This window comes from Methylobacterium sp. ARG-1, from assembly GCF_001262595.1.
Lineage (GTDB): Bacteria > Pseudomonadota > Alphaproteobacteria > Rhizobiales > Beijerinckiaceae > Methylobacterium > Methylobacterium brachiatum.
On record NZ_LHCD01000003.1, the window covers coordinates 252,210 to 278,432 of the forward strand.

Sequence of the window (26,223 nt, forward strand, 5' to 3'; positions counted from 1 at the left end):
CATCATGGCTGTTCGACACCTCGCAGTGTCGGCCCACACGGTCCGGCGCCTATGGCCGGCCGACCGCAATGCGGTGCTCGATTACTTCCTGCGCCTCGATCCGGAGGCACGTGCGAATCGCTTCATGGGCAATGTCAGCGAAGCCGGCGTGCGGGCCTATGCCGCGCAGGCGCTGACCGCCGAAGGCGTGATGTACGGCGCCTTCGTGGATGGTGACCTGCACGGGCTGGCCGAGTTGCGCCCCATGGAAACCGGTTCGTCGCCCTATGTCCTGGGGCCGCGCGCCGAGGCCGCCTTCGCGGTCGAGCGGGATTTCCGTCGCCGAGGTATCGGGGCGGCCCTGTTCGCCCGGATCGCGCGCGCCGCGCGCCACCGCGGCGTGGTCGACCTGCATGTGCGCTGTCTCTCGGGCAACGGCCCGATGCTGCGGCTGGCGGCCAAGCACGGGGCTGCATTGCAGCGTGCCGGGACCGAGACCGAGGGTGCGCTCCATCTGGCCCGGCCCACGCCGTTCTCGCTCTGGTACGAGAGCATTGCCGAGGCGTTCGACTTCACCCTGGCGGTGAGCTTTCCGCGCCGCGAGCGAGCCTCGGCCTGACCGGGAGCCTTACCCGACGGCGTCACCGACCAGCGCGAAGGTGAGCAGGTCGACCGATGCCGCCCCACTGCGCAGAAGCGCCCGGGCGGCCGCGTTCCCGGTCGCGCCGGTCGTCATCACATCGTCGATCAGCAGGACCCGCCGACCGCGGATCCGGTGCGCCTGCGCCGCCGCCACCCGGAACGCCCCGCTCAGATTCTCGGCCCGCGCCGGCCGGCTGAGGCCGACTTGCGAGCGGGTCGCCCGGATCCGGACCAGAGCCGACGGCTCGAACGGCAGTCCTGCGCCTTTGGCGATCACCCGGCCCAGCAACGCCGCCTGATTGAACCGCCGCCGCCACAGCCGCCAGTGGTGAAGCGGGACCGGGACGACGCATTCGGCCTCGGCAATTAGCGTCCGGCCGCTCGCCGCCATCATCCGGCCCATCACGCCGGACAGGTCGAGCCGATCCTCGTATTTCAGTCGGTGGACGAGACGGCGGGCGGCATCGTCGTAGAGCGCGACGGCCCGGGCCCGCCCGAAAACCGGTGGCTCGGCGATCGCCCGGGGCGAGAGCAGCGGCCCCACGCCGAGATCGACGGCGAAGGGCGTACCGAAGCGCTGGCACAGGGGCTCTTCGATGAGGCGCAGGCCGGTCCAGCAGGACGGGCACAGGGCGCCGGGATCCGCCGTGGCACTGCCGCAACCGGAGCAGGTCGGCGGGTAGATCAACGACAAGGCCCTGCGCGGCATGCCGCGCAGGGCCGATGTGACGGCCTCGATCGCCGTCATGCGGGCGAAGGACGAAGCTTAGCGGGCCGAGACGGGGCGCGCGCCCCGCTGGTCGAAGTCCTGATCCCGCTGCCGGGCCTGCGAATTCGCCCGGTGCCGGCCGATCGCGCAGCCTGCGGCGGCGCCGACCAGGCCGTGATGGCCGGCATAATGGCCTGCGATGCCGCCGACGATCGCGCCCTTGATGCAGCCCTTGGCCTCGGCGCCGCTCGCGGCGGTAAGGGCGGCGAGAGCCATGGCGGCCCCGACGAGCGTGCGCTTCATGACCTGAACTCCCTGATCCATCTCGGCCTTGCGGCCAGTCGCAGCAGGAACGGCGACGATGCCGACTCGTTCCGTGAGGTTAGGGCACCTCGCGGGTCTGTGTGCAGCTGCGATCGCTGCCATTCACAGCGATGTGGAGAGAATGCTGGCGGGACGGTGCCGCAAGCGCCATGTGCAGGCCCATGGATGCACCGGCCACCCTGTTCGACACCGCCCTCGCCCGCCAACGCCTCGCCAGGGCCGAGCGGAACGGCTACGCCGGTTTCCTCCTCGACCGCGTCGTCGAGGATCTGGACGACCGCCTCGGCGCGGTGCTGCGCAACTTCGGCACGGTGCTCGACCTGGCCACCCCCGGCGCCGGCGCTGCGCAGGCCGTCGCGGCCCGATACCCGGAGGCGATTCATCTCCGCCTCTCGGCCGTGCCCCGACCGGGCGGGAATCGGGTCGTCGGAGACCCGGAATTCCTGCCCTTGGCCGCTGGAAGCCTCGACCTCGCCGTGTCGCTGCTCGCGCTCCACGCGGTCAACGATCTGCCCGGAACGCTAATCCAGCTGCGCCGGGCGCTCCGGCCGGACGGCCTGTTCCTCGGCTGCCTTCTCGGCGGGGCCACTCTGACCGAGCTGCGTCAGAGCTTCGCCCAGGCCGAGAGCGAGATCGAGGGCGGGGTCAGCCCGCGGGTGGCGCCCTTCGCCGCCGTGCGCGAGGCCGGGGCACTGCTGCAGCGCGCCGGCTTCGCACTGCCGGTGGCCGATACCGACACGCTGACGGTGCGCTACGCCGACCCGTTCGGGCTGATGCGCGACCTGCGCGCCATGGGCATGACCAACGTGCTCACCGAGCGTCGGCGGACGCCCCTGCGCCGGGCGACCCTGGTGCGCACCGCGGAAGTCTACGCCGAGCGCTTCTCGGACCCCGATGGGCGCATCCGCGCGACCTTCGAGGTTCTGTGGCTGTCCGGCTGGGTCCCGCACGAGAGCCAGCAGAAGCCGCTGCGTCCCGGGACCGCGAAATCGCGCCTCGCCGACGCCCTCGGAACCGTCGAGCTGAAGCCCGAACCCGGGAGGACATCATGATTGAACCTGGACCCGACCATCCGATCACCGTGACGCCGGAGCCGCGCCGGGTTCGCGTGCTGGTGGCCGGCGTGGCGGTGGCCGACACGTGCGATGCGCTTCGCCTGGACGAAGGTTGCTACCCAGCGGTGTTCTACATTCCCCGGGCCGACATCCGGGCCGAGCATTTCATGCCGTCGGCGCGGACCAGCCATTGCCCCTACAAGGGCGATGCCCGTTACTTCGACCTTGTGGTCAACGGGACCCGGCGCGCCGATGGAGTGTGGAGCTACGAGGCTCCGTTTCCCGCGGTTGCGCCGATCGAGGGCCACGTCGCGTTCTATCCCGATCGGGTCGATGCCATCGAGGTTCTGGACGCGTCATAGGGATTGCCCGCCCGCCGTTCACGCGAGGCGCGGGCGTATGATCGCCGCGCCTTCATCGCGAAGTGACGGAAGGCCCCGGGCTCGTTCTCGCGTCGCCCGACGGCACGGCTTGAAAAATCTCAGTCTCGCAGCAGCCCCCAGAAGGCGTGCTTGCGGCCGTGGTCCCGCCGCAGCCTCTCCCGGTAGGCGGCCGGCGACGGATCGATGGCATCTGCAGCCAGGCGGTCGGCGAGACCGTCGAGTTCCAGCAGGTATCGGGCGCCATGCGCATAGGCGGCGCTGCGGCCGGATTCGAGGATGCCGTCGAGCAGGCGGCGATACAGGATCGTCGCAGCGAGCGGGTGATCCTGAACCAAGGCCTCTGCGGCCGGCGCAAGCACGGAATAGTGCTCGCCCAGCCAGACCTTACGCTTCTCTTCGACCAGCCCGGCGGCCCGCGGCAGATCCGGCCAGCCCACCAGGAAGGCGAGCGCCCGGTGCGGATTCCCGTAAGCTCCGGCGTGATCGAGCGCCCGCAGCAGCGCCTCCTCGTCCTCGAAATCCGGAAGCTTGGCGAGGAAGGCGCGCAGCATCGGCGCGTCGAGATCGCGCTCGAACAGCGCCCAGCGCAGCGCCTGCGCCTCCTCGCGCCGACCCAGCGCGTCGAGGATCTCGATTTCCAGCCCCTTCCGCGCTCGGTCGGGCCCGCGCGGGTCGAACCCTGCAATCAGGTCGGCCCGCGTGACGATGCGCAGGCCGACCTCCTGCTCGCGGCGGATCCAGTCGAGCGCCTCTTGGGCTCGACCGGCGGAGAGCAGCCGCTGCGCGATCGAGAGACGGTCCTCTTGGCCGGGGGCGATCTCCCGCTCCAGGGCGATATAGGCGTCGGCGTCGTTTCGCCGGTCGGCGATCACCTGGCGCTGGCGCAGGATCTGGCCTCTGGCGGCGATGTGGCGATGATCGGCCTGGCTGCGCGCCTTGCCGGCCTTCGGCATCCCGGATGCTGCCTGCGCGAGCGCGGCGTCGATCTCCGACAGCGTGCCCGGATCGAGCGTCGGAACCATCTCCGTCAGAAGCGTGCCGAGCGGGCCGAACGGGTCGGCCGTGAAGGGGCCGACGAGGCCGGCGGCGACCCGCGCCGCCTCTGCGGGCGACAGGGCGGCCGCGATCGCCACGAAGGCCTCGGTGGCGCGCTCGTAGACGCCCTGCACCGCGCCGGTGCTGTCGTCGACTCGGTTCAGCACGGAATCGGCGCCGTCGAGAAATCGCTTAAGGCGCTCCAGGGCGGCGCCGGCATCCAGCGGGCGCAGCTCGTCGAGGATGACGGTCACGGTGGCGTTCAGATCGGCCGCGAAGGCCCTGCGCTTCTGCCAATCGATGTAGCCCTGGGCGGATTCGAGCGCGGCCAGGCGGCGGTCGATCATCGCCGCCACGGCGTCCGGCCCCTGCAGGGAGGCGAGCGCCGCGGTGACGAGTTTCTTGAAGGTGGGGTTGCGAGCGGTCTCGCCGAGGATCAGGCCGATCAGCCGGTCCGCCCCCAGCGCCGCTAGGGTCTGCGGCGACGGGGTGGTGCGGCGCGCGCCTTTGGGACGCGCGGGCTTGGCGATGGCGTCCGGCTTGGGGCTCGTCGTGGCGCGGGCCTGGGTTGTGGCTTTCGCTGAGGCCACGGCAGCGCCGCTCCTGTCAGTCCACAACCTTGGCGCGGGGGCGATCGCTGCCCTGCGCAGTCTCGTCATGCCAGCTTCCGGCCTGATCCTGGTAGCGGATGCCCTCGGTGGAGCCGGGCACCTGCTGCTCGGCGGCCGCCGCCTGGGCTGCCTGCAGTGCCTCTTCGCGGCTCGGGAAGGTCTCGGAGAAGACGTCGCCCACCTTGTAGGCGAAGCCGCCATCGTGCTCGACGATGCGATAGGTAACCTCGGACATCTCGACTCCTGTACGCACGCGGTTGTGTTGAGCGCGAACCCGTCGCGCGCCGCGGGGTTCCCGCGCGGCCTCCGATCCGCCGGAAAGTCAGGCTACGGGCGCCGCATGACGACGCTCCTTCGCCCGATCCTGGCTCTCGGCCTCCTCGTCGCTTCGACGCATGCGCACGCCGCGGAGGGCTTTTTCGACTCTCTCTTCGGGGGCTCTTCGCGGTCTGCGCCGCCCAACCCGTTCGCCTCGAATTATCCCTCGGCCCCGCCGACCCACGACGAGGTGCGGGCCGAGCGTCAGCGGCGCCCGGTCCGGACCGAGCGCGAGCGCGGCCGGGGTCCGCTCCCGCCGGGCCGGATCCCGGAGGAATAGCCGGCTCAGGCCTCAGGCATCGCCCACGACGCCGGCCGCGTCCTGTGCTTGGAGCACGTCGGGGCGCGGCATCGAGATGATGTTGTACCCGGCATCGACGAAATGGACCTCGCCGGTGACGCCGCCGGAGAGCGGCGACAGCAGGTAGAGGGCCGAGCCTCCGACATCGTCGAGGCTGACGGTGCGGCGCAACGGAGCGTGGGCCGCCTGGTGGTTGAACATCAGGCGGGCGTCGGCGATGCCGGCGCCGGCCAGCGTCCGCATCGGGCCGGCCGAGAGGGCGTTAACCCGGATCCCGTCCGGACCGAGATCGCTTGCCAGGTAGCGGACCGAGGCTTCCAGCGCCGCCTTGGCCACGCCCATCACGTTGTAGTTCGGCATAACCCGCGTAGAGCCACCGTAGGTCAGGGTCAGCAGGGAGCCGCCTTTCGTCATCCGCTTGGCGGCCCGCTGGGCGATCTCGGTGAAGGAGAAGCACGAGATCGTCAGGGTGCGCGCAAAGTTCTCGCGGGTGGTGACGTCGACGTAGCGGCCCTTGAGCTGCGCCTTGTCGGAGAAACCGATGGCATGGACCACGAAGTCGAGCTCGCCGTCGAAGCGTTCGTCGAGGGCCGCGAAGGTGGCATCCACCGAGGCGATGTCCTCCACGTCGCAGGGCAGCACGATGTCCGAATCGACCCGCGCCGCCAGGGGGGCGACCCGCCGGCCCAGAGCCTCGCCCTGATACGTGAAGGCGAGCTTGGCGCCGTGGGCGTGGAGGGTCCGGGCGATGCCCCAAGCGATCGAGTGATCGTTGGCGACGCCCATGATCAGGCCGCGCTTGCCCGCCATCAAACCTGTCATGCCGACTCACATTCCGTACGAGCACGCCGCGCCGGGGAAACCGGAACGGGCCGCGATGCGGTGAACAACGGCACCGCGACGCAGGTGCCTTAGCGCGGCTTGGCGCGCGTTCCAAACCGCGAGGCCCCGGGATCGGGCCAAAAAAAAAGCCCCGCGTCGGGCGGGGCGTTCATCACAGGGTGGACGGGCGTCCTAGAAATACCCGTCCGTATGCGAGCGGGCTTCCTCGATCAGCGCTTGCTTGGCGTAGATCGCGGCGCAACCTGCGATCATCAGGCCGCTCAGCGCACCGATCAGGAACGTACCCATGGTCACCACCCCATTCAACAGACGGTAAACGCCGCCTCGCACGGGGTGGTTCCGAAATGAGACTGTCAAGCGTCTACGTGCTTCAGGACCAGAGTGGCGTTGGTGCCGCCGAAGCCGAAGGAGTTGGTCAGGACGTAGCCGAGCTTGGCACCGTCCCGGCGCTCCCGGAGGATCGGCATGTCAGCGAAGGCTGGGTCGATCGTGTCGATATGCGCGCTCTCGCAGATGAAGCCGTCCTGCATCATCAGGAGGCTGTAGATCGCCTCCTGCACGCCAGTGGCGCCCAGCGAATGGCCGGTCAGCGACTTGGTCGCCGAGATCGGCGGGCAATCCTCGCCGCGGCCGAACACCTCGCGAATCGCCTCGATCTCCTTGTCGTCGCCGACCGGGGTCGAGGTTGCGTGCGGGTTGATGTAGTCGATCCGGGCGCCCTTCAGGCCTTCCATTGCCTGGCGCATGCAGCGCACCGCCCCCTCACCGGACGGGGCGACCATGTCGTGGCCGTCCGAGGTGGCACCGTAGCCGGCGACCTCGCCGTAGATCTTCGCGCCGCGGGCCTTGGCGTGCTCCAGCTCCTCGAGGACCAGCACGCCGGCGCCGCCGGCGATGACGAAGCCGTCGCGGTTGGCGTCGTAGGCGCGTGAGGCCCGGGACGGGGTGTCGTTGTACTTCGACGACATGGCGCCCATGGCGTCGAACAAAGCCGAGAGCGTCCAGTCGAGATCCTCGCAGCCGCCGGCGAAGATGACGTCCTGCCGGCCGCCCTGGATGATCTCCGCGGCGTTGCCGATGCAGTGGTTGGACGTCGCGCAGGCCGACGAGATCGAGTAGTTGACGCCGCGGATCTTGAACCAGGTGGCGAGCGTCGCCGAGGCGGTCGAGGACATCGCCTTCGGGACCGCGAACGGACCGATCCGCTTCGGGCCCTTGTCGCGGGTGATGGCGGCGGCATCGACGATCACCCGGGTCGAGGGGCCGCCCGAGCCCATGATGATGCCGGTGCGCTCGTGCGAGATGTCGGCCTGTTCGAGCCCGGAATCCTGGATCGCCTGATCCATGGCGACGTGGTTCCAGGCGGACCCGCCGCCGTGGAAGCGCATGGCGCGCCGGTCCACCGCCCCCTCGGGATCGAGGCTGGGCCGGCCGGAGACCTGGCTGCGGAAATGGTGCTCGGCATAGCTCGCGTCGCGCGCGATACCCGAGCGCGCCTCGCGGAGGGAGGTCAGCACCTCCTGCGGATTGTTTCCGATGGACGAGACGATGCCCATCCCGGTGATGACGACGCGGCGCATGGTCGTGACGATTCCTCCGTCGCGGCGTCGGTCGCCCGCGCCGCGTCCCGGTCAGCTAAGGTGACGCGGACATAATCTCAACTGCCGAGGGCGTCCGGCGTTGCCGCCGGATGCGAAAGACGCCCCCGAACCGGGCTCGATCAGCTCTGGAACAGGCCGACCCGCATATCCTGGACCTGATAGACGCGCTCGCCGTCGGCCTCGAGCCAGCCGTCGCCGATGCCCAGCACCAGCTTGCCCTGGCGGACGCGCTTCACGTCGACGTTGTAGACGACCTTTTTCATGGTCGGCAGGACCTGGCCGGCGAGCTTCACCTCGCCGACGCCGAGCGCCCGGCCGCGGCCTGGCGAACCGAGCCAGCCGAGATGGAAGCCCAGCATCTGCCACAGGGCGTCGAGTCCGAGGCAGCCTGGCATCACCGGGTCTCCCTGGAAGTGGCAGGGGAAGAACCAGAGGTCGGGACGGATGTTGAGCTCGGCCGTGACATGGCCCTTGCCGTGGGCGCCGCCCTCCTGGCCGATGCTGGTGATCCGGTCGAACATCAGCATCGGCGGCAGCGGAAGCTGCGCATTGCCCGCGCCGAAGAGTTCGCCGCGCCCGCAGGCCAGTAGATCCTCGTAGGAATAGTGCGACTTGCGGCTCGCGGCCTGTTCTGGCGTCTCGGCGTCTGTCGGCATGAAGGTGGCTGTTTCCTCTGGACTCTCTCGACGGGGCGGGTGCGCGCCATGCGCCGGTCGCCCGGTTCTTCGGCGCGCGGGTTAGCACGGGGCGCAGCGCCTTCAAAGCCATCAACGCCTTCGCACTGGGTCCGAGGCGGCTCGGGTTGCGACCGGATGACCACTTCCATATAATGCAGCGAATCCCATTCCTTCAGGGTCCTCGTCGAGCGTTCAGTCCCAAAATGTCCGAACTGCTGCCACTCCAGGCGATCCTCAACGGCCGGGTGCCCGCCCCCCAGCTGGAAGCCAATGGGATGCCGCGCCGCGGCTGTCCGCTGTCGGACCTGCGCGACCGTCTGCGCCGGGCCGGCCTGCGTCCGACCCGTCAGCGCCTGTCCCTCGGCTGGCTCCTGTTCGGCCGCGGCGACCGCCACCTGACCGCCGAGATGCTCTACGACGAGGCGATGCGCGCCAAGGTGCCGGTCTCCCTGGCCACCGTCTACAACACGCTCCATCAGTTCACCGAGGCCGGGCTGCTGCGGCAGCTCGCGCTCGATGGGTCGAAGGCCTATTTCGACACGAATCCGAGCGAGCACCACCACTTCTATCTCGAGGACGAGAACCAGGTGATCGACATGCCGGATTGCGGCATCACGGTCGATTCCCTGCCCGAGGCTCCCGAGGGCATGGAGATCGCCGGCGTCGAGGTGATCGTCCGTCTCCGCCGCGCTCGCCCCGCTGGCCGCCGTCAGAGCTGATTTTTCAGAGCGCCTCGGCCGCCGCGTCGAGATCGAGCCGCCCGGTTTCGGGCGGCTTTTTTGTTACGCATCGGTCGTTTCCGGATGTGCGCGGTTCCCCTCTCCCGTAGGGGGGCGTGTCGCGGTCTGCATGAGCGAGGGTGTCAGCATCGCAGCGCGTGTGGGTGAACAGCCTGCGCCTCGCGGAGGCGAGCGCCTGCCGGTCCTCAACCGAACCGCGGCAGACTGTTCCGAAAAGCGCTTATCCCCCTCCTCCCCTCGTCCTGAGGCGACGGAGCGCAGCGGAGGCTTCGAAGGGGGCTCCAGGGATCGCGCGGGTTTTGAAGGGCTCCTTTGCGGGCGACGCTTCGCGCGGCCGCCTCAGGACGATGAGGTGGATCGGAGGCGCGGCGCCGACGGGGTCCCGGAATCGAACCGATCAGCGTGGCCCAGCGCGCCTCCCGAAATACGAAAAAAATTACTCCACCACCTCGTTCGGATAGACGCCCCAGAGGCGGTTCTGGCGGATGTAGCCGTCCACGTCCCGGCGGTTGGGCAGGGCGACGATCAAGCGGCACCAGGTGCCGGTGCAGCTCTTCACGTTGCCGATGACGCCGGTCTGGAGCCGGGCCTCGTCCTCGGCGCCCTCGTCGGCCTTGGCGCGCAGCGAGATCGCGGCCTTCTCGGCGCCCTTGTCGGGGCCGGCATTCACGATCGCGGTGCGCCGTCCCGACAGAAGGGAATGCAGCACCCAACCCTCGGTGCCCTCCGAGTCGCGGATCCGCCGCCAGGTCTCGAACTCGCCGACGATCTCCACCGGCAGGCCGGCGCGCTGGAACACCCAGAGGGTGCGGTGATCCTTGGAGGGCCCTTCGCGCAGGTTGACGCGGTCGGTCTTGAGGCTGGCGTAGCGGGGCAGCGGCAGCTTGGTGACGGGGCCGATGCCAGTCTCCGGCGCGGAGGGCGGCGGGGCCGCGTTCGCGAAGGACAAACCGCTCAGGAGCAAAGCCGCGACGGCGAAGCTGAGGCGTGACGCGCGCATGGTCCTCTCCCTACCCCCATGGAACGTTGCTGCGCGGACTCGTCTGGGGCCGATCCGCTCGGGTTCTCGATCCCGTATCCGGCACCGCCCGGCGAGACGCTGCGCGGTCGCCCGGATCGCGACGGCGCGGCCCCGTGGCAGGCGACTTCCGATTGTGTTCCGGCCCACCTCTGGTAGAGAGGCCGACGGGTCGGAACAGGCTCCGGGACAGGTGCCTCGCACCCGACCTGTCTGGCCGAGTTCGGTTAACGGACGCTTGCCGCGGATGGTCCGGATCTGGGCCGCCGGGCGGGGATCGCCAACACGGCCGCGAGGCTGACGGGGAGAGAGACGTGTCGAAGCGCAAGCCGCTGGTGGTCGTGACGCGGCGCCTGCCGGATGCCGTCGAGACGCGGATGCGCGAGCTGTTCGACGTGCGGCTCAGTCCCGACGATTCCGCGATGCCGCCGGACGCCCTCGCGGCGGCCCTGCGCGAGGCCGACGTGCTGGTCCCGACCGTCACCGACGAGATCGATGCCGGGCTCCTCGCCCAGGCCGGCCCGAACCTGCGGCTGATCGCGAATTTCGGCAACGGCGTCGACCATATCGACGTGGCCGCGGCCCTCGAGCGCGGCATCACGGTCACCAACACCCCCGGCGTCCTGACCGAGGACACCGCCGACATGACGATGGCGCTCATCCTGGCGGTGGCCCGCCGGGTCACCGAGGGCGCCCGGATCATCCCGGACGACGACTGGACCACGGGCTGGTCTCCGACCTGGATGCTCGGCCGGCGGATCACCGGCAAGCGGCTCGGCATCGTCGGCATGGGCCGGATCGGCCAGGCGCTCGCCAAGCGCGCCCGCGCCTTCGGCCTCCAGGTCCATTACCACAACCGTCGCCGGGTCCCGGCCGCGATCGAGGGCGCGCTCGACGCGACCTACTGGGAATCCCTCGACCAGATGCTCGCCCGGGTCGACATCGTGTCCGTGAACTGCCCGCACACGCCCGCGACCTACCACCTGCTCTCGGCCCGGCGGCTCAAGCTGCTCAAGCCCGAGGCGATCGTGGTCAACACCGCGCGCGGCGAGGTGATCGACGAGAACGCGCTCGCCCGGCTGATCGAGGCGGGCGACGTCTCGGCGGCCGGCCTCGACGTGTTCGAGCAGGAGCCGGCGGTGAGCCCGCGCCTGGTGAAGCTCGCCCGCCAGGGCAAGGTCGTGCTGCTGCCCCATATGGGCTCGGCCACCTACGAGAGCCGCACCGACATGGGCGAGAAGGTCATCATCAACATCAAGACCTTTATGGACGGCCACCGGCCGCCGGACCGGATCCTGCCGAGCATGCTCTGATCGCGAGCGGCGGCGCTACAGCGCGTCGCCGCGGGCGGCCACGGGCTGCGGCGCGGTCTGGACGCTCTGGAACAGCCGCTCGCTGGTCAGCTTCAGGAAGTAGAACCCGAATTCCGGGTTCTGATAATAGAGCTGCTTCACGTCGGAATAGGACACGCACAGCGCGTTGCCCGCCTCGATGCAGATCAGCGAGGCGGTGCGGGTGTTGCCGGGCGCGAGCAGGCCGAGCTCGCCGACGATCCCACCCTTGCGCACCTCGATCCCGACCTCGGGGATCCGGAACGCGCCGCTCTCGACGTAGTACATCTCGCCCGCGGCATCGCCCTTGCGGAACACCACCTCGCCGATCCCGAATCGGCGCTGCGAGCCGAACGGGCGCAGCCATTCGAGGGAGAGGTTGCCGTCGGCGGCGGTCTCGACGTCGCGCACCAGGCGCATCATCTGCCAGAGCCGGTAGGCGTTGAACGGGATCTGGATCGCCTCGGTGAGCACCACCGGCATGCTGCCGATCAGGATCCCGTAGGTGATCACCGCGCAGCTGGCGCAGAGCGAGATGATCCGCAGCGGGATCATGGTGCTCATCGCCGAGGCCGAGATGGTGAGCGCGGTACCGAGGTAGCCGATCGCCTCAATCCAATCCACGCGCGCCCCCCCCCAGCTCCCGAGCCTTAAGCGGGATGCCCGTCCCGCCGGGCTCCGGCAAGACGTGCGGCGGCGGGCGGCGCGCGTGCGGCTCAGCCTGTGCCCGTGCGGATACGCTCGGCCGCGTCCGCGGCGGCGCGGGTGCCCTCCTCGTAGGCGCCCCCGACCGTGCCCCATTGCAGCCGCGACAGCGCCTCGCCGGCGAACCAGACCGTGTCGGCGAGTGGCGCCTGCAGGAACGCGCGGGCCGGCGCGTGGCCTGGGGGCACCACCGCCCAGGAGCCGCGCGCCCACGGATCGTGACGCCACGCGCTCACCGCCGGTATGGTCAGATCGCGCAGCCGCGCGCGGCCGAATTGCTCGGCCAGGACCGAGCGGACATGGCGGCGCACCCCGTCCGGACCGGACCCGGCCGCGTCGAGCGCCTCAGCCTCGTGCACGTCGAGCTCGTAATAGTGGAACGGCGTGCCATCGATGCGGGTGAGCAGGCCGGGGGGCGAGCGCCGCGTGCCGTGGATCGCCGCCAGCCGGTCGCGGCCCTGGAACGGGCTCGACGGCCAGTGCAGCACTGCGTGCTCGTAGAGGCCGGTGGAGAAGCCGTCGATCGCCGCCCGGACCGCGTTTGGCAGCGGCGGCGAGAAGGCCGGCCCGTCGCGCAGGACCATGAGCGGCACCGTCACGATCACCGCCCGGCCCCGGTATTCTGCGCCGCCGGCAGTCTCCACGCACACGCGCCCGTCCGACCAGTCGATGCGAGTCACGGGGCTTGAAAGCGCCACCGGCAGGTCGTTGGCGAGCCGGGCGAGGTAATTGCCATAGCCCCCGGCCAGGAAGAAGTTCTCGCTGTATTCGAGGCTCGGGAAATCGTGCAGCGACACCTCGCCGAGCGGCCGGCCCGAGACCAGCCCGTGGACCTGCGCCACCCGGGATCCCCAGGGGCCGAGGCCCGGCGGCAGGGCGCTTCCCGCCGGCCGGTCCGGCCCCGGCTGCGCGGCCCCGCCTGTCATCGCCCGGTCGGCCCGGTCGAAGGCCCGGGCATTGGCCCGGACCTCGTCGGGGCGGCCCCGCCGGCGGTCGACCCAGACATGGCTCTCCTGGGGCGCGAGCTTCAGGCGCTCCCCGCGCGCCCGGCCGAGGGTCACCAGGGGGTTGATCGGTCCGGCGTGGAGCCAATGCGCCCCGAGATCGAGGGCGTGGCCGCGCACCGAGACCGTGAACGCCCGGCCGCCGATCCGGTCGCGCGCCTCCAGCACCGCCACCCGCACGCCGAGCGCGACGAGGGAACGGGCCGCCCCGATGCCGGCCGCGCCGGCGCCGATCACCAGCACCTCCGGATCCTGGGGCAGCGGCGCGAGGCGCGGGCGGTAATCGGGCGCGCGCGGCGGGTCCGCCGAGTGCCGTTCCGCTGCCCGGGGGGAAGTCGTCGAGGTCGAGGCCGTCATCCTGGCGTCCTGCACGCGCGCTCCTGTCCGCTCGCTCCGGTGCGGCGGCGCCCGGTCTTGCGCCGGTGGCCGCACCCCTTCACAACGCTGCCGCGCCGGGTCCGGCGCCCGAATCCCGACCTCATGCGTCCCTGCGGGTCTCCCCCGGCGGCGCTCGCAAGCCGGAAACCCCGCCCGATGATCGTCGAGTCCGCCGCGGCGGCTTTGCGCCAGACCTTCTCCCCGCCCCTGCGGGCGATCCTGTGGAAGTCCCTGGGCCTGACGCTCGGGCTCCTGGTCCTGCTGTGGCTCGGCCTGACCCGGCTGGTCCAGGCCTTCCAGGCGAGCCACCACATCTCCGCCCAGTACCCGATCCTCGACAGCCTCGCCTACTACCTGGCCGGGTTCGGCCTGTTCGTGGTTCTGGCGTATCTCATGCCGGCGATCTCGATCCTGGTGGCGGGCTTCTTCCTCGACGACGCCGCCGCGATCGTCGAGCGCACGGATTTCCCGAACGATCCCCCGGGCCGGCCGATGCCGCTCGGCACCGCGATGTTCTACGCAGTGCGCTTCGCGGGCGTGACGCTGCTCGTCAACCTGGCGGCTCTGGTGATCTTCTTCGTGCCGGTGATCGGGATTGCGGCGTTCTTCGGTGCCAACGCCTACCTGCTGGCGCGGGAATATTTCGAGATGGCGGCGGCCCGGTTCCGGCCGCTTCCCGAGGCCGCCGCAATGCGCCGGACCTTCGCGATCCGCACGTTGAGCGCCGGCTGCCTCATGTCGGCGATGATGGTCGTGCCGATCCTCAACCTGTTGACGCCGCTGTTCGGGATCGCCCTGATGGTCCACCTGCACAAGCGCCTCAGCGGGCGCCTGCGCCTGCACGGTCCGGCAGCACGCTAGCGCCCGCTGCGTCGAAGCCTCGCGCTGGTCGGCACGGACTTTGCCCGCTACCCTGGCCGGATCCGGGCGCTGCTCGGGGTGGAGAGCCGATCGATGAAGGCGCACGACGCGGCGCAGGGCGACACCCGAGACATCCCGCCGGCCCCCGGACTCGCCCCGTTCCTCCTGGTCGGGCTGGTGGCTGCCGGCCTGCTCGGCTACGGCGCCTACAATCACTGGCAGCGGGACGTCGAGGCCACCGCAACGCTGGAGGGGATCAAGACCCTGGTGCCCCAGCTGCGCACGATCGTGGCCGAGCGGGCGGACGGGCCGCTCGATCTCACCCTGCCGGGCGAGACCCAGGCCTTCGCCACCGCATCGATCGCCGCCCGCGCTACCGGCTACATCGCCGAGCGGCGGGTCGATATCGGCTCCCGCGTCAAGGCCGGCGACCTGCTCCTGCGCATCGCCGCCCCGGATCTCGACCAGCAGCTCGTCCAGGCCGAGGCGCAGGTCGGCCAGCTGCGGGCGCAATTGCTCCAGGCCCAGGCGCAGGTCGAGCAGGCCCGCGCCAACGTCAATCTCGCGAACTTGACCAACAACCGCACCTCGACTTTGGCGGTCCAGGGCTGGGCCTCGCGTCAGAATGCCGACACGTCGCAGGCGAGCGTCCTGTCGCAGGCCGCGACTCTGGCGGCCGCCGAGGCGGGGGTGAAGGTCGCCACCGCCAACATTAAATCGCAGGAAGCGGTGGTCGAGCGGCTGAAGGCGCTCACCGCGTTCGAGCGGGTGGTCGCGCCGTTCGACGGCGTGGTCACGACCCGTAACGTCGATGTCGGCGATCTGGTCAAAGCCGACAATGGCGGCACGCCGCTGCTCAGCGTGGACCAGGACAGCACGCTCCGCATCACCGTGAACGTGCCGCAGAACGATGCGGTCGGCGTCAAGCCGGGCGTCCAGGCCGAGATCAGCGTGCCCCAGATCCCGGGGCGGCGCTTCGGCGGCTTCGTCGAGCGCAGCTCGGTGGCGCTCAACGCCGCCTCGCGCACCCTGACGACGCAGGTCGACGTACCCAACCCCGACCGGGCTCTGCGGGCGGGGCTCTACGCCGCCGTGACCCTGAAGATCCCGCGCATCGAGGAGAGTGTCTCGGTCCCGGCCGAGGCGACGGTGTTCAAGAGCAACCGACTCCAGGTCGCCGAGGTCGGAGAGGACGATCGGGTGATCTGGCGGACGATCAAGGTGCGGCGCGATCTCGGGCGGGTGCTCGAACTCGAATCGGGCTTGGCGGCTGACAGCCACATCATTTTCAGCCCGCCCCCGGAGCTGCGCGACGGCCAGACGATCGAGCGCGTGAAGCCCACACCCCAGGCCAAGCCGATCCGGGCGGCGGAGCGGTAGGGACTTCTGGTCAACCGTGAAGCGGGCCTCTGCCGCCCCTTTCACCCAACCCGGCATCCTGAGGCGACGGAGCGAAGCGGGGGCCTCGAATGCGGCCTCCAGACATCGCGCGGCGTCTGGAGGGCTCCTTCGAGGCCCTCTGTGGCGGGTTTCCCAGGATGAGGGGATCGATGCTGTCGTACGCGTCGGCCGTCATTGCGCGTGCAACGAAGCAACCCAGCGAAACACGACAATCAGGTAGCGCGCGCCGCCCTTGGTTGCTTCGCTGCGCTGGCAAGGACTGTGAGCGGTCGAACTCCGACCCCGTCACCCCATCGGACGGGGCTAATTCACCTTCACCACCAGCTTCATCTTCGGATGGATGCCGCACAGCACTTGGAAGGTGCCGCGCTCGGTGAAGGTGACCGGCGTGCGGCTGCCCGGTTCCTGGTCGCCGGAATCGAAGCTGAACGTGTCCGATTCAACGAAGACGTGATGCAGCAGGTCGCTGTCGTCGTTGACGAACATCACCGTCTCGCCCCGGCTCAACGCGAGATTGCCCGGCTGGAACGCCCGGCCCTTCTGCGACACCATCAGCCCGGAGGCTTCGAGATCGCCGATCAGGATCAATCCGCAGATCATCCCCAGCGCCAGAGCGATGAAAGCCGGCAGGGCCGATCGCCCGCGGGGCTGTGCGAACAAACTCGACGCTGCGGGGGGCATGCTGTTCCTCGGGCTCGTCCCGGCAATCTACCCGAGATTTGATTGAGAAATCATTTTCACGATGCCTCGCGATCCTGCCATTTCGGCTGTTTGGGCAGTGATCGCGATATCAAAACGGTTGTTGACGGGTCGTTTCGGCAATCCACCGGGCTAATCGCGTCTTAACATGTAGCAATTACGGTTCACGGCACCTGTCACACGGCGGCCCGGTGCGATGCGAGACCCCGAGAGAGCGACGGACGAACGCGAAGCCTCGGGTCCGATGCGCGCCGTGCGCGGCATCGCGGGGCTGCCTGCGACGATCCGAGGCCGGATCTTCGTCGCCTTCCTGGGCATGAGCCTGCTGTCCGGCGCGCTCGGCCTCTACGCCGTCGTGGCGATTTCGCATGTCGGGGTGCTCGTCAATCGCACCTATGACGAGTCGCTGATGTCGATCAATTACGCCCGGGCAACCGCGGCGGATTTCGCCAAGATGCGCAGCGCCTTCGCGCGCCGGACCCATGTCCGCGACGACGCCGCGGCGTCCAAGCTCGATGCCGAGATCGCCGAGCTCTCGACCACCCTCTCCGAAGACCTGACCATCGCGGTCGAGCGCTCGCAATCGGACCGGTCGGTGCGCACCGCCGGGGCTGTCCAGGCCGCGGTGGCCACCTGGGAGGAGATGCGCCGCGGCCTCGATCCGGCCACCGCCCAACCCGAGCGCTGGGACGCCCTGGACCATCAGGCCAACGTGGTGGATGGCCAGATCGACCTCCTGGTCAACTACACCGCGGGCGACGGCTTCACCTTTCGGCAGGCCGCCCGGATGCTCGTCGCCCGGGAGATGCAGGTCAACGCCATCGTGGCGGGTCTGGCGGTGTTCGCCTGCGCGATGATCGCCTGGCTGCTCAACCGCCGCATCACCGGACCCCTGGCGGATGCCTCGGCGGCGGCAGAGCGGATCGCCAGCGGCCGGCTCGACGACCGGATCCCGGCCGGCGGTCGCGACGAGCTCGGCAGCCTGCTGCGCTCCATGGCGGTGATGCGCGACAACATCCAAGCTATGATGCAACGCGAGGTCAGCCAGCGCCGCGTCGCCGAGGCCCTGGTGACCGATGCGCTCCAGACCTCCCGCGAGGGCGTGGTCGTGGTCGATGCCGAGGGCGTCATCGCGCTCGCCAACACCCAGGCACTGCACTTCTTCGACGGGCTGGCGGCCGCGATCACGGCCGGCCTGTCCCTGTCGCGTCCCGCCCCCGGCCCGCCGAATCTCGACGAGTGCTTCCGGGCGCTCGCCCGCGACGGCGAGATCCGGCTGGCCGACGGGCGCTGGCTTCGGGTGAGCCGCAGCGCCACCCAGCAGGGCGGCTTCGTGGCGGTGTGCAGCGACATCAGCCTGCTTAAGGAGCAGGAGGACCGGCTCACCGAGACCAACCTGCGGCTCGACGCGGCTCTGGACAACATGTCCCAGGGGCTGTGTCTCTACGATTCCCAGCACCGTCTGATGGTGGTGAACCGCCGCTACAGCGAGATCTACGGTCTGCCCGCCGGTGCGGTCGTCCCCGGGATGTCCGCGCAGGACGTGCTGCGGATCAGCCTCGCGGCCGGCAACCATCCGGGCAGCGACCTCGCCGCCCTTCTCCGCCAGGAGCACGAGGCGCATCGCGGAGGCATCTGGCACACGCAGTTCCAGGAGCTCGCCAACGGCCGAACGGTCTCGATCGATCGGCGCGAGACCGCCGATGGCGGCTTCGTGGCGACCTACGAGGACGTCACCGAGCGCCGGCGGGCCGAGGCGCGCATCGCCTTCCTGGCGCATCACGACACGGTGACCGGGCTGCCGAACCGGGAGGCTCTGGGCCAGCAGATCGACCTGGCGGTGGCCCAGGCCGGGCGCGATGCGGGCTTCGCGGTCTTCGCCATCGACCTCGACGATTTCCGGCCGGTGAACGAGACCCTGGGGCATGGGGTCGGGGACGAGCTGCTGGCCGCGGTCGGCGCGCGGTTGACCGCCTGCGTGCGCGAGGTCGACTGCGTCGCCCGGCTCGGGGCCGACGAGTTCATCGTCGTCCAGCGCGGCGTCGACCGTCCGGAGGAGGCCGCGATCCTGGCCCGGCGGATCCTCGAGGTGCTGAGCGCGCCCTACAGCCTGAGCAACCACGAGATCAGCGTCGGGCTGACCATCGGCATCACCCTGGCGCCAGGCGACGGCGCGAGCTGCGAGAAGCTCCTGAAGAACGCCGAGGTTGCCCTCGACCGCGGTAAGACCGAGGCCCGGGGCTCGTTCCGGTTCTTTGAGCCCGAGATGGATGCCCGTCTCCAAGCCCGGCGCATGCTGGAGCGCGACCTGCGCGACGCGCTGGCCCGCGAGGCGTTCGAGGTCTACTACCAGCCGATCTACAGCCTCGCGACGGACCGGATCTGCGGCTTCGAGGCCCTGCTGCGCTGGAACCACCCGAGCCGCGGCTTCGTCTCGCCCACCGAGTTCATCCCGATCGCCGAGGAACTCGGCCTGATCGTCCCACTCGGCGAATGGGTCCTGCGCCGGGCCTGCGAGGAGGCCGCCCGCTGGCCGGACGGGCTCAAGGTCGCGGTGAACGTCTCGGCGGTGCAGTTCACCTCGGCCAGCCTGGTGACCGCGGTGCGCGAGGCCCTGCGCCGGACCGGCCTGCCCGGCCGCCGACTGGAGCTCGAGATCACCGAATCCGTGCTGGTCGCCAATCCCGGCGCCACCACCGCGATCCTGCACAGCCTCAAGGCGTTGGGCGTACGGGTCTCGATGGACGATTTCGGCACCGGCTACTCGTCGCTGAGCTACCTGCGCAGCTTTCCGTTCGACAAGATCAAGATCGACCAATCCTTCGTGCGCGACCTGTGCCTGAAGGACGGGACCGACTTCATCGTCCGGGCGGTGATCGGGCTCGGCACCAGCCTCGGCATGACCACCACCGCCGAGGGGGTGGAGACCGAGGCCCAGCTCGCGCATCTGCGCACGGAGGGCTGCGACGAGATCCAGGGCTACTTGATCAGCCGCCCGGTCCCGGTCTGCCAGGTGGGCGAGGTCATCCAGCGCTGGAACGGCGCCGCCCGGGCGATCGCCTGACGGGCCCCTCCCCCGTGGCGGGGGAGGGATTGGCGCACCGTCTCACTCGGCCGCGTCGAGGCGCGGACGCTCCACATGGCTGCGCTCGGCCTTGACCAGCTCGGCCGTGCGGAACGCCACCTCCAGCGCCTGCTCGGCGTTGAGGCGCGGGTCGCAATAGGTGTGGTAGCGGTCCTGCAGGTCGTCGGCGGTGAGCGCCCGGGCGCCGCCGGTGCACTCGGTCACGTCCTTGCCGGTCATCTCGAGATGAATGCCGCCCGCGAACGTGCCCTCGGCCCGGTGGACGCCGAAGAAGCCTTCGATCTCCTGCATCACCCGGTCGAACGGCCGGGTCTTGTAGCGACCGGCCGCGACGGTGTTGCCGTGCATCGGGTCACAGATCCAGACCACGGACCGCCCCTCCCGCTCGACCGCCCGGATCAGGCCCGGCAGGTGGTCGCCGACCTTGTCGGCGCCGAATCGGCAGATCAGGCTCAGACGGCCGGGCTCGTTCTCCGGGTTGAGCAGGTCGATCAGCCGGATCAGGCCGTCCGCCTGCATGGACGGGCCGCATTTCAGGCCGATCGGGTTCTTGATCCCGCGGGCGTACTCGACATGGGCATGGTCCGGCTGGCGGGTCCGGTCGCCGATCCAGAGCATGTGGCCGGAGGTGGCGTACCAATCGCCCGTGGTCGAGTCGACGCGGGTCAGCGCCTCCTCGTAGCCGAGCAGAAGGGCCTCGTGGCTGGTGTAGAAATCGGTGGTCCGCACCTCCGGATGCGTCTCCGGGTTGATGCCGATCGCCCGCATGAAGTCGAGCGCGTCGGTCATGCGGCCGGCGACATCCTGGTAGCGCGAGGATTGCGGTGAATCCTTCACGAAGCCCAGCATCCAGCGATGCGCGTTCTCCAGGTTGGCGTAACCCCCGGTGGCGAAGGCACGCAACAGGTTCAGGGTCGCGGCCGATTGCCGGTAGGCCTCGAGCTGGCGGCGCGGGTCCGGCGTGCGGGCCTCCTCGCTGAAGCCGATGCCGTTAACGATGTCACCCCGGTAGCTCGGCAGGCTCACGCCATCGAGGGTCTCGGTCGGCGAGGAGCGCGGCTTGGCGAACTGCCCGGCGATGCGCCCGACCTTCACCACGGGCGAGCCGCCCGCGAAGGTGAGCACCATCGCCATCTGCAGGAACACCCGGAAGAAGTCGCGGATGTTGTCGGCCGAATGCTCGTCGAAGCTCTCGGCGCAGTCGCCGCCCTGGAGCAGGAAGGCTTCGCCGGCCGCGACGCGCCCGAGCGCCGTCTTCAGCTTGCGGGCCTCGCCGGCAAAAACCAGCGGCGGAAAGCTCGCGATCTGGGTCTCGACCGCCTGCAGCACCGCCGAATCCGGATAGGCGGGGACCTGCTGGATCGGCAGGTTCCGCCAGTTCTTCGGTGTCCAACGCTCGGCCATGACCTCTCTCCGCGCACATCCTTCGTGCGATCGCGCGTAACGCGCGAAGCGCGGCTTATAGAGAGGTTCCCAAGCCCTTGCGAGTGCCGGATTCCTGAGGGCAGGCAGGAGCCTGAAGCAGAGTTGGACCCCGGACGGTGCGGCGGCCTGCTGCCGGCAAGTTGTTGTCGAAGCCTGATCGTACCGAGGCTTCGGACCTTCTGAGCACGAAAGACCTTTCGCTGGCGGGCGCCGGATGTGCGCGGACGCCCCTGTCCCTCCCCGTCATCCGGGGCCGCGAGCGGAGCCCCGGACCGACCATCTAATTTATTCTGTGCGGTCCCGGCAGTGATCAAGGACGAAATCTGCGGGCGCCAGAAAGCAACCCGCTACCGTCTCTTCACGCCTCGCCGTCCTCGACCTCGATCCCGTGCTCGGCCAGGATCCAGAAGATCGCCTCCAGATCCTCCGCGGAGACGTCGCGGGGGGGCAGCGCTTCCTCGAGGTCGTCGTAGGTGAGGCAGCGGCTGCGCAGGGTCTCGGCCTTGGCGAGCAGCCGGTCGATCGCGCGGCGGATGTCGGCGGGCAGCGCGTCGTGGCTGGGGACCCGGTAGCTGAAGGCCGGCCGCAGCGCATCGGCCAGCAGGCCGTCGATGATCGCCTGACGCCGCGCGTGCGCGTCGTCCTCGCGATTGCCCTTGCCTGCGCCCTGCTTGCCCATGACCCTGATATGGCTCGGCCGCGCACCGCGTCGAGACCCCGCGACGCGGCGAACTTAACCGACCCCTACGGGATGCTTGGTCACCTCCGGCACCCGCATGGTCACGAGCTCCTCGGCGGCGGTCGGATGGACCGCGATGGTGCGGTCGAAATCCGCCTTGGTGGCACCCATCGTGACCGCGATGCCGACCGCCTGGATCAGCTCGCCGGCATCATGGCCGAAGAGGTGGACGCCGACCACCCGGTCGCTGGCGCAATCGACCAGCACCTTCATGAGGATCCGTTCCTCGCGGCCGGAGAGCGTCGCCTTCATCGGCCGGAAGCGCGCCTTGTAGACGTCGATCTTGCCGTAGATCTCCCGGGCGGCGGCCTCGGTATGGCCGACGATCCCGATCTCGGGGGTCGAGAACACCGCGGTCGGGATCAGCCGGTGGTCGACGCAGGACGGCTTGCCGCCATAGACCGTGTCGGCGAAGGCGTGGCCCTCGCGGATCGCCACGGGGGTCAGGTTGGCGCGGTTGGTGACGTCGCCGACCGCGTAGATCGAGGGGACCGAGGTCTGGGAATAGGCATCGACCGGGATCGCCCCGGCGGCATCGGTCTCGATCCCGACCGTCTCCAGCCCGAGCCCGGCGACGTTCGGGCGCCGGCCGGTGGCCACCAGGACCTGATCAGCCAGGATCTCGGAGCCGTCGTCGAGGCGCGCGCAGAGCCCGTCGGCGCTCCGGTCGATCCGGGTCAGCGTGCGGCCGAGCCGCAGGTCCATGCGCTGGCCATAGGCCTCGGCGAGGGCGTCGCGGACCTCGTCGTCGAAGCCGCGCAGCAGCCGATCACCCCGGTGGAGCAGGGTCGTGCGGCTGCCCAAAGCCGCGAAGACGCCCGCGAACTCGACCGCGATATAGCCGCCGCCGATCACCAGGATGCGCTCGGGCAGGCTCTCGAGCTCGAACACCTCGTTCGAGGTGATGGCCAGCTCGATCCCGGGCACCGCGGGCTCCTTCACCGGATGCCCGCCGACCGCCACCAGGATCCGTTCGGCCCGGACGATCCGGTCCGATCCGAGCAGGCGGATCGTGTGCGGATCCTCGATCACGGCGCGCTCGGGCACGATCTCGACGCCGGCGCGCATCAGGTTGGTGTCGTAGATCCCTTCGAGCCGGGTCACCTCGGCGTCGCGGCGCTGCTTGAGGACGCGCCAGTCGAAGCGCGGGCGCTCGACCGTCCAGCCGAAGCCCGTGGCGTCCTCGAACTCGTCGGCGAAGCGGCCCGCATAGACCATGAGCTTCTTGGGCACGCAGCCGCGGATCACGCAGGTGCCGCCGACCCGGTATTCCTCGGCCAGCATGACCTTGGCGCCGTAGCCGGACGCGATCCGGGCGGCGCGGACGCCCCCCGAGCCGCCGCCGATGACGAAGAGGTCGACGTCGAAGGCGCTCATGCGGGGCCGTCCATCTCGGGTTCCGTCGCGGCGGCGCGCGGCGCAGCCGCACGCATCCAGGTGATGGCAGCGCCGAGCCCGGCCGTCCACCATGCCGCCCAGCCATTGTGCTCGACGAACGCGATGGCGGCGGCGCAGGTGACGAGACCCAGTGCCGCGGCCCGGTCGGGCTGGGGCAGCCTGGCGACGCGGCCGAGCATCAGCAACAGGACCGTTGTCCCCAGGAGCGCGCCGGGCAAACCCAGCTCAACCCAGACCTGCAGGAAGCTGTTATGCGGGTGGCCGACCCCGAGGAGGATCCGCATCTCGGGCGCGACCGTGCCGGCCACCGGAGTCTCGGCGAAGCGCGCGCTGGTGCCGAAGCCCGCGCCCCGCCACGGATCGGCCGCGACAGCCGCGCCGAAGCTGCGGGCGATGGCGACCCGGGCCCGGGAGGAGGACTGGACAAGGCGCTCATGCGCTGCCTCCGGCATGATTCTGGCCAGCAGGTCGCCCTCCACGGGCGCGAGGGCCACGGCAAGGCCGAGGCCCAAGCCCGCCAGACCAATGCCGGCCCGCCGGGGCAGCAGACGGGCCAGGGCGAACAGCCCGGCTCCGGCGAGCAGGCCGAGCTGCGCGGCGCCGCTGATCGAGCGCAGCACGCCCAGGGCGCCGAAGACCAGGGTGGCGACAGCGAGACCTCGGGCCCGGGTCAGCCAGAGCACGAGGGCCACGGGGCCGGCCACGAGATCGAGCGTCAGGGCCGGCCGATTGTGCACGAAGGCCGCGACCCGGCGTCCGACCGCCCGCTCCAGGGCGAGATCTGAGGCGAGGTCGATGGCGATGATCAGGCCCGCCAGCCCGATCGCCGCCGCTGCGAGACGGGGCGCGAAGGCCGGGATCCGGCCGGGGGCGAGGCAGGCCAGCAGATAGGCGGCGATCAGGGTGGGCAGGAACTCGCCCAGCACCCGCAGCGACGCACCGGGGAATGGCGTCCAGGCGAAGGAGACCAGGCACCAGGCCAGGAAGGCGAGGACGGTGAGGCCGAGCGGCTGTTTCAGGGGGGTAACGACGTGCGGCGCGAGGGTGCGGCGATCCTCGAGGAAGCGTCCAACCAGGAAGGCGAGCGCGGCGAGGCCGATGAAAACCGGGCTCGACCGGTTGGCGAGCACCATCGCCAGCGGCAGGACAGCGAGCAGGGCCGCACCCGCCGCGTAGAGGCGGTTGATCGTCTGCGCGGAACGTGTCTGACCGTGCGCGCTCGCCGGCATGGAGTTCAACGGCATCGGATGTCCAAGGCGCCCCCGTCATCGAGCGAGGATGTTCACACATCTTCGGTCGTGGCGCGGGTCCCATCTCCCGTGTGGGAGAGGGACAGGGTGAGGGGTGCGACCTTTCCGGAGAAACCTGATCCCTCACCCCAACCCTCTCCCGCACGGGAGAGGGGGCGCGTCGCGGCTTGCGTGGGTCGAGGTGGGAGCGCGGCGTGCCTCGAAGGAGCCCTCCAGCCAGCCGAGCGATCCCTTAAAGTCTCCTTCGAGGCCTCCGCTTCGCTTCGACGCCTCAGGATGAGGGCAAGGGCGGGAATGCTCGGGCCCAGATCAGAGGCGCGGCGGTCGATCCGCCGGCGATATCCTCACTGCATCTGGTGGCCGCGCTTGCCCATCTCGGCCCGGACCCGGACCATGACGTATTCGGACACTTCTTGCGTCCAGTCCTGCATCTCCTGCACCATTTCGTCGAGGAGCTGCGGCTGGGCCTCGACATAGTGCTTGCCGGCCGGCGAGCGGAAGAAGGTCGCGATCTCCTTCAGCTCGGGCTCCGGGAACTTCGCCGCGTAGGTGCGGGCGGCGATGTCGATCATGCGCTGCTTCTGCAGCTCCATCTCGGGCTGGAGCGCGGCCAAAACCTCGTCGAGATCCTTGCTGAGTTCGGGCCGCGTCACCGTCTGCTTGCGGATCTGGTCGGCGAAGGCCGGCAGGACCGAATCGAACGAGCGGGCGATGCCGGAGCTGAGCATCACTTCGCGCGCGAGAGCCAGGTGGCTCGGCGTGTAGGTCGGCGTCGCGGCGGCTGGCGTGTTCGGCTGCGCCACCGGCTTGGCGGGGGCCGTCTTATTCGCCTGGGCCGAAGCCGCGTGCGGGAGGATCGTGACCGCGGCGAGGGCCAGGCCGAGCGCGGCGGTGAGGCGACGGGACATGCTGAACGTTCCTGCGAGGAGTATGGCGCTTCAGACCAAGCTGCCGAGAACGGTGACCTCAGCCTGCCCGTCCCGATTCGCCGCGAGGATCGCGGCGTCGGCGATGCCGAGGAACAGGCCGTGCTCGACCACGCCCGGCACTGCCCAGAGGGCGGCGCCGAGCGCGTCGGGGTCGGGGATGGCGCCGAGATGGGCGTCGAGGATGTGATGGCCGCCATCGGTCAGCAGCGGCTTGCCGGCCGGGTCGCGGCGCAGCCGGACCGGCCCGGAGCAGCCGACCCGGGCGACGGCCGCCTCGACGGCGCGATGGGTGGCGGTCAGGCCGAACAGGTTCACCTCGATCGGGAGCGGGAAGGCGCCGAGCCGGGCGACGTACTTGGCCGCGTCGGCGATCACCACCATGCGGCGGCTGGCGCAGGCGACGATCTTCTCCCGCAGCAGCGCGGCGCCGCCGCCCTTGATCAGGCGCAGCTGGTCGTCGACCTCGTCGGCGCCGTCGATGGTCAGGTCAAGCTCCGGCTGCTCGTCGAGCGTCGCGAGGCGGATGCCGAGGCCCTCGGCCTGGAGCCTCGTCGCCTCCGAGGTTGGCACGCCGACGATGTCGAGCCCGCCGCGGACCCGCTCGCCGAGCAGGGCCACGAAGGAAGCCGCGGTCGAGCCGGTGCCAAGGCCGACCCGCATGCCGGGCTCGACCAAGTCGAGGGCGCGCGACGCCGCCGCCCGGCGCAGGTCCGGCCCACTCACGGACGGGCGGCCCGGTCGGCGGGGTGGATCGAGATGTCGCGCATGCGGGGCAGCCGGGC

27 protein-coding genes are annotated in these 26,223 nt (G+C 70.2%); 9 read left to right on the plus strand and 18 right to left on the minus strand.

The window, feature by feature from the left end; all coding sequences use genetic code 11:
• Nucleotides 1-4 precede the first annotated feature (4 nt).
• Complete coding sequence (locus AKJ13_RS04860) at nt 5-598, plus strand: GNAT family N-acetyltransferase (RefSeq protein ID WP_050732338.1); 594 nt, start codon at nt 5-7, stop codon at nt 596-598.
• A 9-nt stretch (nt 599-607) separates the two neighbouring features.
• Here the strand turns inward: AKJ13_RS04860 and AKJ13_RS04865 are convergent, their stop codons facing one another.
• A complete protein-coding gene (locus AKJ13_RS04865) occupies nt 608-1,369 on the minus strand; it encodes a ComF family protein (RefSeq protein ID WP_050732339.1) in 762 nt (253 codons plus the stop codon).
• 18 nt (nt 1,370-1,387) lie between these two features.
• Entirely contained in the window at nt 1,388-1,633 is a 246-nt protein-coding gene (locus tag AKJ13_RS04870) for a hypothetical protein (RefSeq protein WP_050732340.1), read from the minus strand.
• Nucleotides 1,634-1,815: 182 nt separating this feature from the next.
• On the opposite strand from AKJ13_RS04870, the gene AKJ13_RS04875 reads away from it, so the two are divergent.
• Together AKJ13_RS04875 and AKJ13_RS04880 are read left to right on the plus strand one after the other, a co-directional pair.
• Complete coding sequence (locus tag AKJ13_RS04875; RefSeq protein WP_050732341.1) at nt 1,816-2,706, plus strand: methyltransferase domain-containing protein; 891 nt, start codon at nt 1,816-1,818, stop codon at nt 2,704-2,706.
• The gene (locus AKJ13_RS04880) at nt 2,703-3,071 is read left to right on the plus strand and encodes a DUF427 domain-containing protein (protein WP_050732342.1); all 369 of its coding nucleotides are present in this window, start codon (nt 2,703-2,705) and stop codon (nt 3,069-3,071) included. The genes AKJ13_RS04875 and AKJ13_RS04880 overlap by 4 nt, the downstream gene beginning before the upstream one ends.
• A 119-nt stretch (nt 3,072-3,190) precedes the next feature.
• Here AKJ13_RS04880 and AKJ13_RS04885 read toward each other — a convergent pair whose 3' ends face one another.
• Both AKJ13_RS04885 and AKJ13_RS04890 read right to left on the minus strand, forming a co-directional pair.
• Entirely contained in the window at nt 3,191-4,717 is a 1,527-nt protein-coding gene (locus tag AKJ13_RS04885) for a DUF6880 family protein (protein ID WP_050732343.1), read from the minus strand.
• A 16-nt stretch (nt 4,718-4,733) separates the two neighbouring features.
• Nucleotides 4,734-4,973 carry a DUF2188 domain-containing protein gene (locus AKJ13_RS04890; protein ID WP_007559814.1) on the minus strand — a complete coding sequence of 80 codons (240 nt, stop codon included), beginning with the start codon at nt 4,971-4,973 and terminating at the stop codon, nt 4,734-4,736.
• 105 nt (nt 4,974-5,078) lie between these two features.
• On the opposite strand from AKJ13_RS04890, the gene AKJ13_RS04895 reads away from it, so the two are divergent.
• The gene (locus tag AKJ13_RS04895; RefSeq protein WP_050732344.1) at nt 5,079-5,336 is read left to right on the plus strand and encodes a hypothetical protein; all 258 of its coding nucleotides are present in this window, start codon (nt 5,079-5,081) and stop codon (nt 5,334-5,336) included.
• Nucleotides 5,337-5,348: 12 nt separating this feature from the next.
• Here AKJ13_RS04895 and fabI read toward each other — a convergent pair whose 3' ends face one another.
• From fabI to fabA, 4 genes are all read right to left on the minus strand, one after another.
• The gene (gene fabI / locus AKJ13_RS04900; RefSeq protein WP_050732345.1) at nt 5,349-6,179 is read right to left on the minus strand and encodes an enoyl-ACP reductase FabI; all 831 of its coding nucleotides are present in this window, start codon (nt 6,177-6,179) and stop codon (nt 5,349-5,351) included.
• 192 nt (nt 6,180-6,371) lie between these two features.
• Nucleotides 6,372-6,494: a hypothetical protein gene (locus AKJ13_RS33045; RefSeq protein WP_279596884.1), complete on the minus strand. Its 123-nt coding sequence runs from the start codon at nt 6,492-6,494 to the stop codon at nt 6,372-6,374.
• Nucleotides 6,495-6,553: 59 nt separating this feature from the next.
• The gene (gene fabB, locus AKJ13_RS04905) at nt 6,554-7,780 is read right to left on the minus strand and encodes a beta-ketoacyl-ACP synthase I (RefSeq protein ID WP_050732346.1); all 1,227 of its coding nucleotides are present in this window, start codon (nt 7,778-7,780) and stop codon (nt 6,554-6,556) included.
• 140 nt (nt 7,781-7,920) lie between these two features.
• A complete protein-coding gene (gene fabA / locus AKJ13_RS04910; RefSeq protein WP_050732347.1) occupies nt 7,921-8,457 on the minus strand; it encodes a 3-hydroxyacyl-[acyl-carrier-protein] dehydratase FabA in 537 nt (178 codons plus the stop codon).
• Nucleotides 8,458-8,681: 224 nt separating this feature from the next.
• On the opposite strand from fabA, the gene irr reads away from it, so the two are divergent.
• Complete coding sequence (irr, locus tag AKJ13_RS04915) at nt 8,682-9,197, plus strand: Fur family transcriptional regulator Irr (protein WP_007559805.1); 516 nt, start codon at nt 8,682-8,684, stop codon at nt 9,195-9,197.
• A 457-nt stretch (nt 9,198-9,654) separates the two neighbouring features.
• Here the strand turns inward: irr and AKJ13_RS04920 are convergent, their stop codons facing one another.
• Nucleotides 9,655-10,218, minus strand: coding sequence for an SH3 domain-containing protein (locus tag AKJ13_RS04920; protein ID WP_050732348.1), 564 nt, complete (start codon nt 10,216-10,218; stop codon nt 9,655-9,657).
• A 332-nt stretch (nt 10,219-10,550) separates the two neighbouring features.
• On the opposite strand from AKJ13_RS04920, the gene AKJ13_RS04925 reads away from it, so the two are divergent.
• Nucleotides 10,551-11,549 carry a D-glycerate dehydrogenase gene (locus AKJ13_RS04925; protein ID WP_050732349.1) on the plus strand — a complete coding sequence of 333 codons (999 nt, stop codon included), beginning with the start codon at nt 10,551-10,553 and terminating at the stop codon, nt 11,547-11,549.
• Between the two features lie 15 nt (nt 11,550-11,564).
• On the opposite strand, the gene AKJ13_RS04930 is transcribed toward AKJ13_RS04925, so the two are convergent.
• Both AKJ13_RS04930 and AKJ13_RS04935 read right to left on the minus strand, forming a co-directional pair.
• Nucleotides 11,565-12,191, minus strand: a complete 627-nt coding sequence (locus AKJ13_RS04930) for a cyclic nucleotide-binding domain-containing protein (RefSeq protein WP_050732350.1) — start codon at nt 12,189-12,191, stop codon at nt 11,565-11,567.
• Nucleotides 12,192-12,283: 92 nt separating this feature from the next.
• The gene (locus AKJ13_RS04935) at nt 12,284-13,633 is read right to left on the minus strand and encodes an NAD(P)/FAD-dependent oxidoreductase (protein ID WP_244471521.1); all 1,350 of its coding nucleotides are present in this window, start codon (nt 13,631-13,633) and stop codon (nt 12,284-12,286) included.
• 177 nt (nt 13,634-13,810) lie between these two features.
• Between AKJ13_RS04935 and AKJ13_RS04940 the strand changes: the two genes are divergently transcribed.
• Both AKJ13_RS04940 and AKJ13_RS04945 read left to right on the plus strand, forming a co-directional pair.
• Nucleotides 13,811-14,515 carry a sulfate transporter family protein gene (locus tag AKJ13_RS04940; RefSeq protein ID WP_050732351.1) on the plus strand — a complete coding sequence of 235 codons (705 nt, stop codon included), beginning with the start codon at nt 13,811-13,813 and terminating at the stop codon, nt 14,513-14,515.
• 93 nt (nt 14,516-14,608) lie between these two features.
• On the plus strand, nt 14,609-15,895 hold the full coding sequence (locus tag AKJ13_RS04945; RefSeq protein ID WP_050732352.1) for an efflux RND transporter periplasmic adaptor subunit: 1,287 nt from the start codon (nt 14,609-14,611) through the stop codon (nt 15,893-15,895).
• A gap of 324 nt (nt 15,896-16,219) precedes the next feature.
• Here AKJ13_RS04945 and AKJ13_RS04950 read toward each other — a convergent pair whose 3' ends face one another.
• A complete protein-coding gene (locus AKJ13_RS04950; RefSeq protein ID WP_082316861.1) occupies nt 16,220-16,597 on the minus strand; it encodes a plastocyanin/azurin family copper-binding protein in 378 nt (125 codons plus the stop codon).
• 262 nt (nt 16,598-16,859) lie between these two features.
• On the opposite strand from AKJ13_RS04950, the gene AKJ13_RS04955 reads away from it, so the two are divergent.
• Nucleotides 16,860-19,679 (plus strand): EAL domain-containing protein, encoded by a 2,820-nt coding sequence (locus AKJ13_RS04955; RefSeq protein ID WP_244471513.1) that lies wholly within the window; start codon nt 16,860-16,862, stop codon nt 19,677-19,679.
• A 42-nt stretch (nt 19,680-19,721) separates the two neighbouring features.
• Here AKJ13_RS04955 and AKJ13_RS04960 read toward each other — a convergent pair whose 3' ends face one another.
• The 6 genes from AKJ13_RS04960 to rpiA form a co-directional block, all read right to left on the minus strand.
• A complete protein-coding gene (locus tag AKJ13_RS04960) occupies nt 19,722-21,104 on the minus strand; it encodes a 3-deoxy-7-phosphoheptulonate synthase class II (protein WP_050732355.1) in 1,383 nt (460 codons plus the stop codon).
• Between the two features lie 379 nt (nt 21,105-21,483).
• Nucleotides 21,484-21,804: an RNA polymerase sigma factor region1.1 domain-containing protein gene (locus tag AKJ13_RS04965; protein ID WP_007559779.1), complete on the minus strand. Its 321-nt coding sequence runs from the start codon at nt 21,802-21,804 to the stop codon at nt 21,484-21,486.
• 54 nt (nt 21,805-21,858) lie between these two features.
• A complete protein-coding gene (gor, locus tag AKJ13_RS04970) occupies nt 21,859-23,241 on the minus strand; it encodes a glutathione-disulfide reductase (RefSeq protein ID WP_050732356.1) in 1,383 nt (460 codons plus the stop codon).
• The gene (locus AKJ13_RS04975; protein WP_244471514.1) at nt 23,238-24,506 is read right to left on the minus strand and encodes an O-antigen ligase family protein; all 1,269 of its coding nucleotides are present in this window, start codon (nt 24,504-24,506) and stop codon (nt 23,238-23,240) included. The genes gor and AKJ13_RS04975 overlap by 4 nt, the downstream gene beginning before the upstream one ends.
• A gap of 350 nt (nt 24,507-24,856) precedes the next feature.
• Nucleotides 24,857-25,420: a DUF2059 domain-containing protein gene (locus AKJ13_RS04980; protein ID WP_050732357.1), complete on the minus strand. Its 564-nt coding sequence runs from the start codon at nt 25,418-25,420 to the stop codon at nt 24,857-24,859.
• Nucleotides 25,421-25,450: 30 nt separating this feature from the next.
• Nucleotides 25,451-26,164 carry a ribose-5-phosphate isomerase RpiA gene (gene rpiA / locus AKJ13_RS04985; protein WP_050732358.1) on the minus strand — a complete coding sequence of 238 codons (714 nt, stop codon included), beginning with the start codon at nt 26,162-26,164 and terminating at the stop codon, nt 25,451-25,453.
• Nucleotides 26,165-26,223 lie beyond the last annotated feature (59 nt).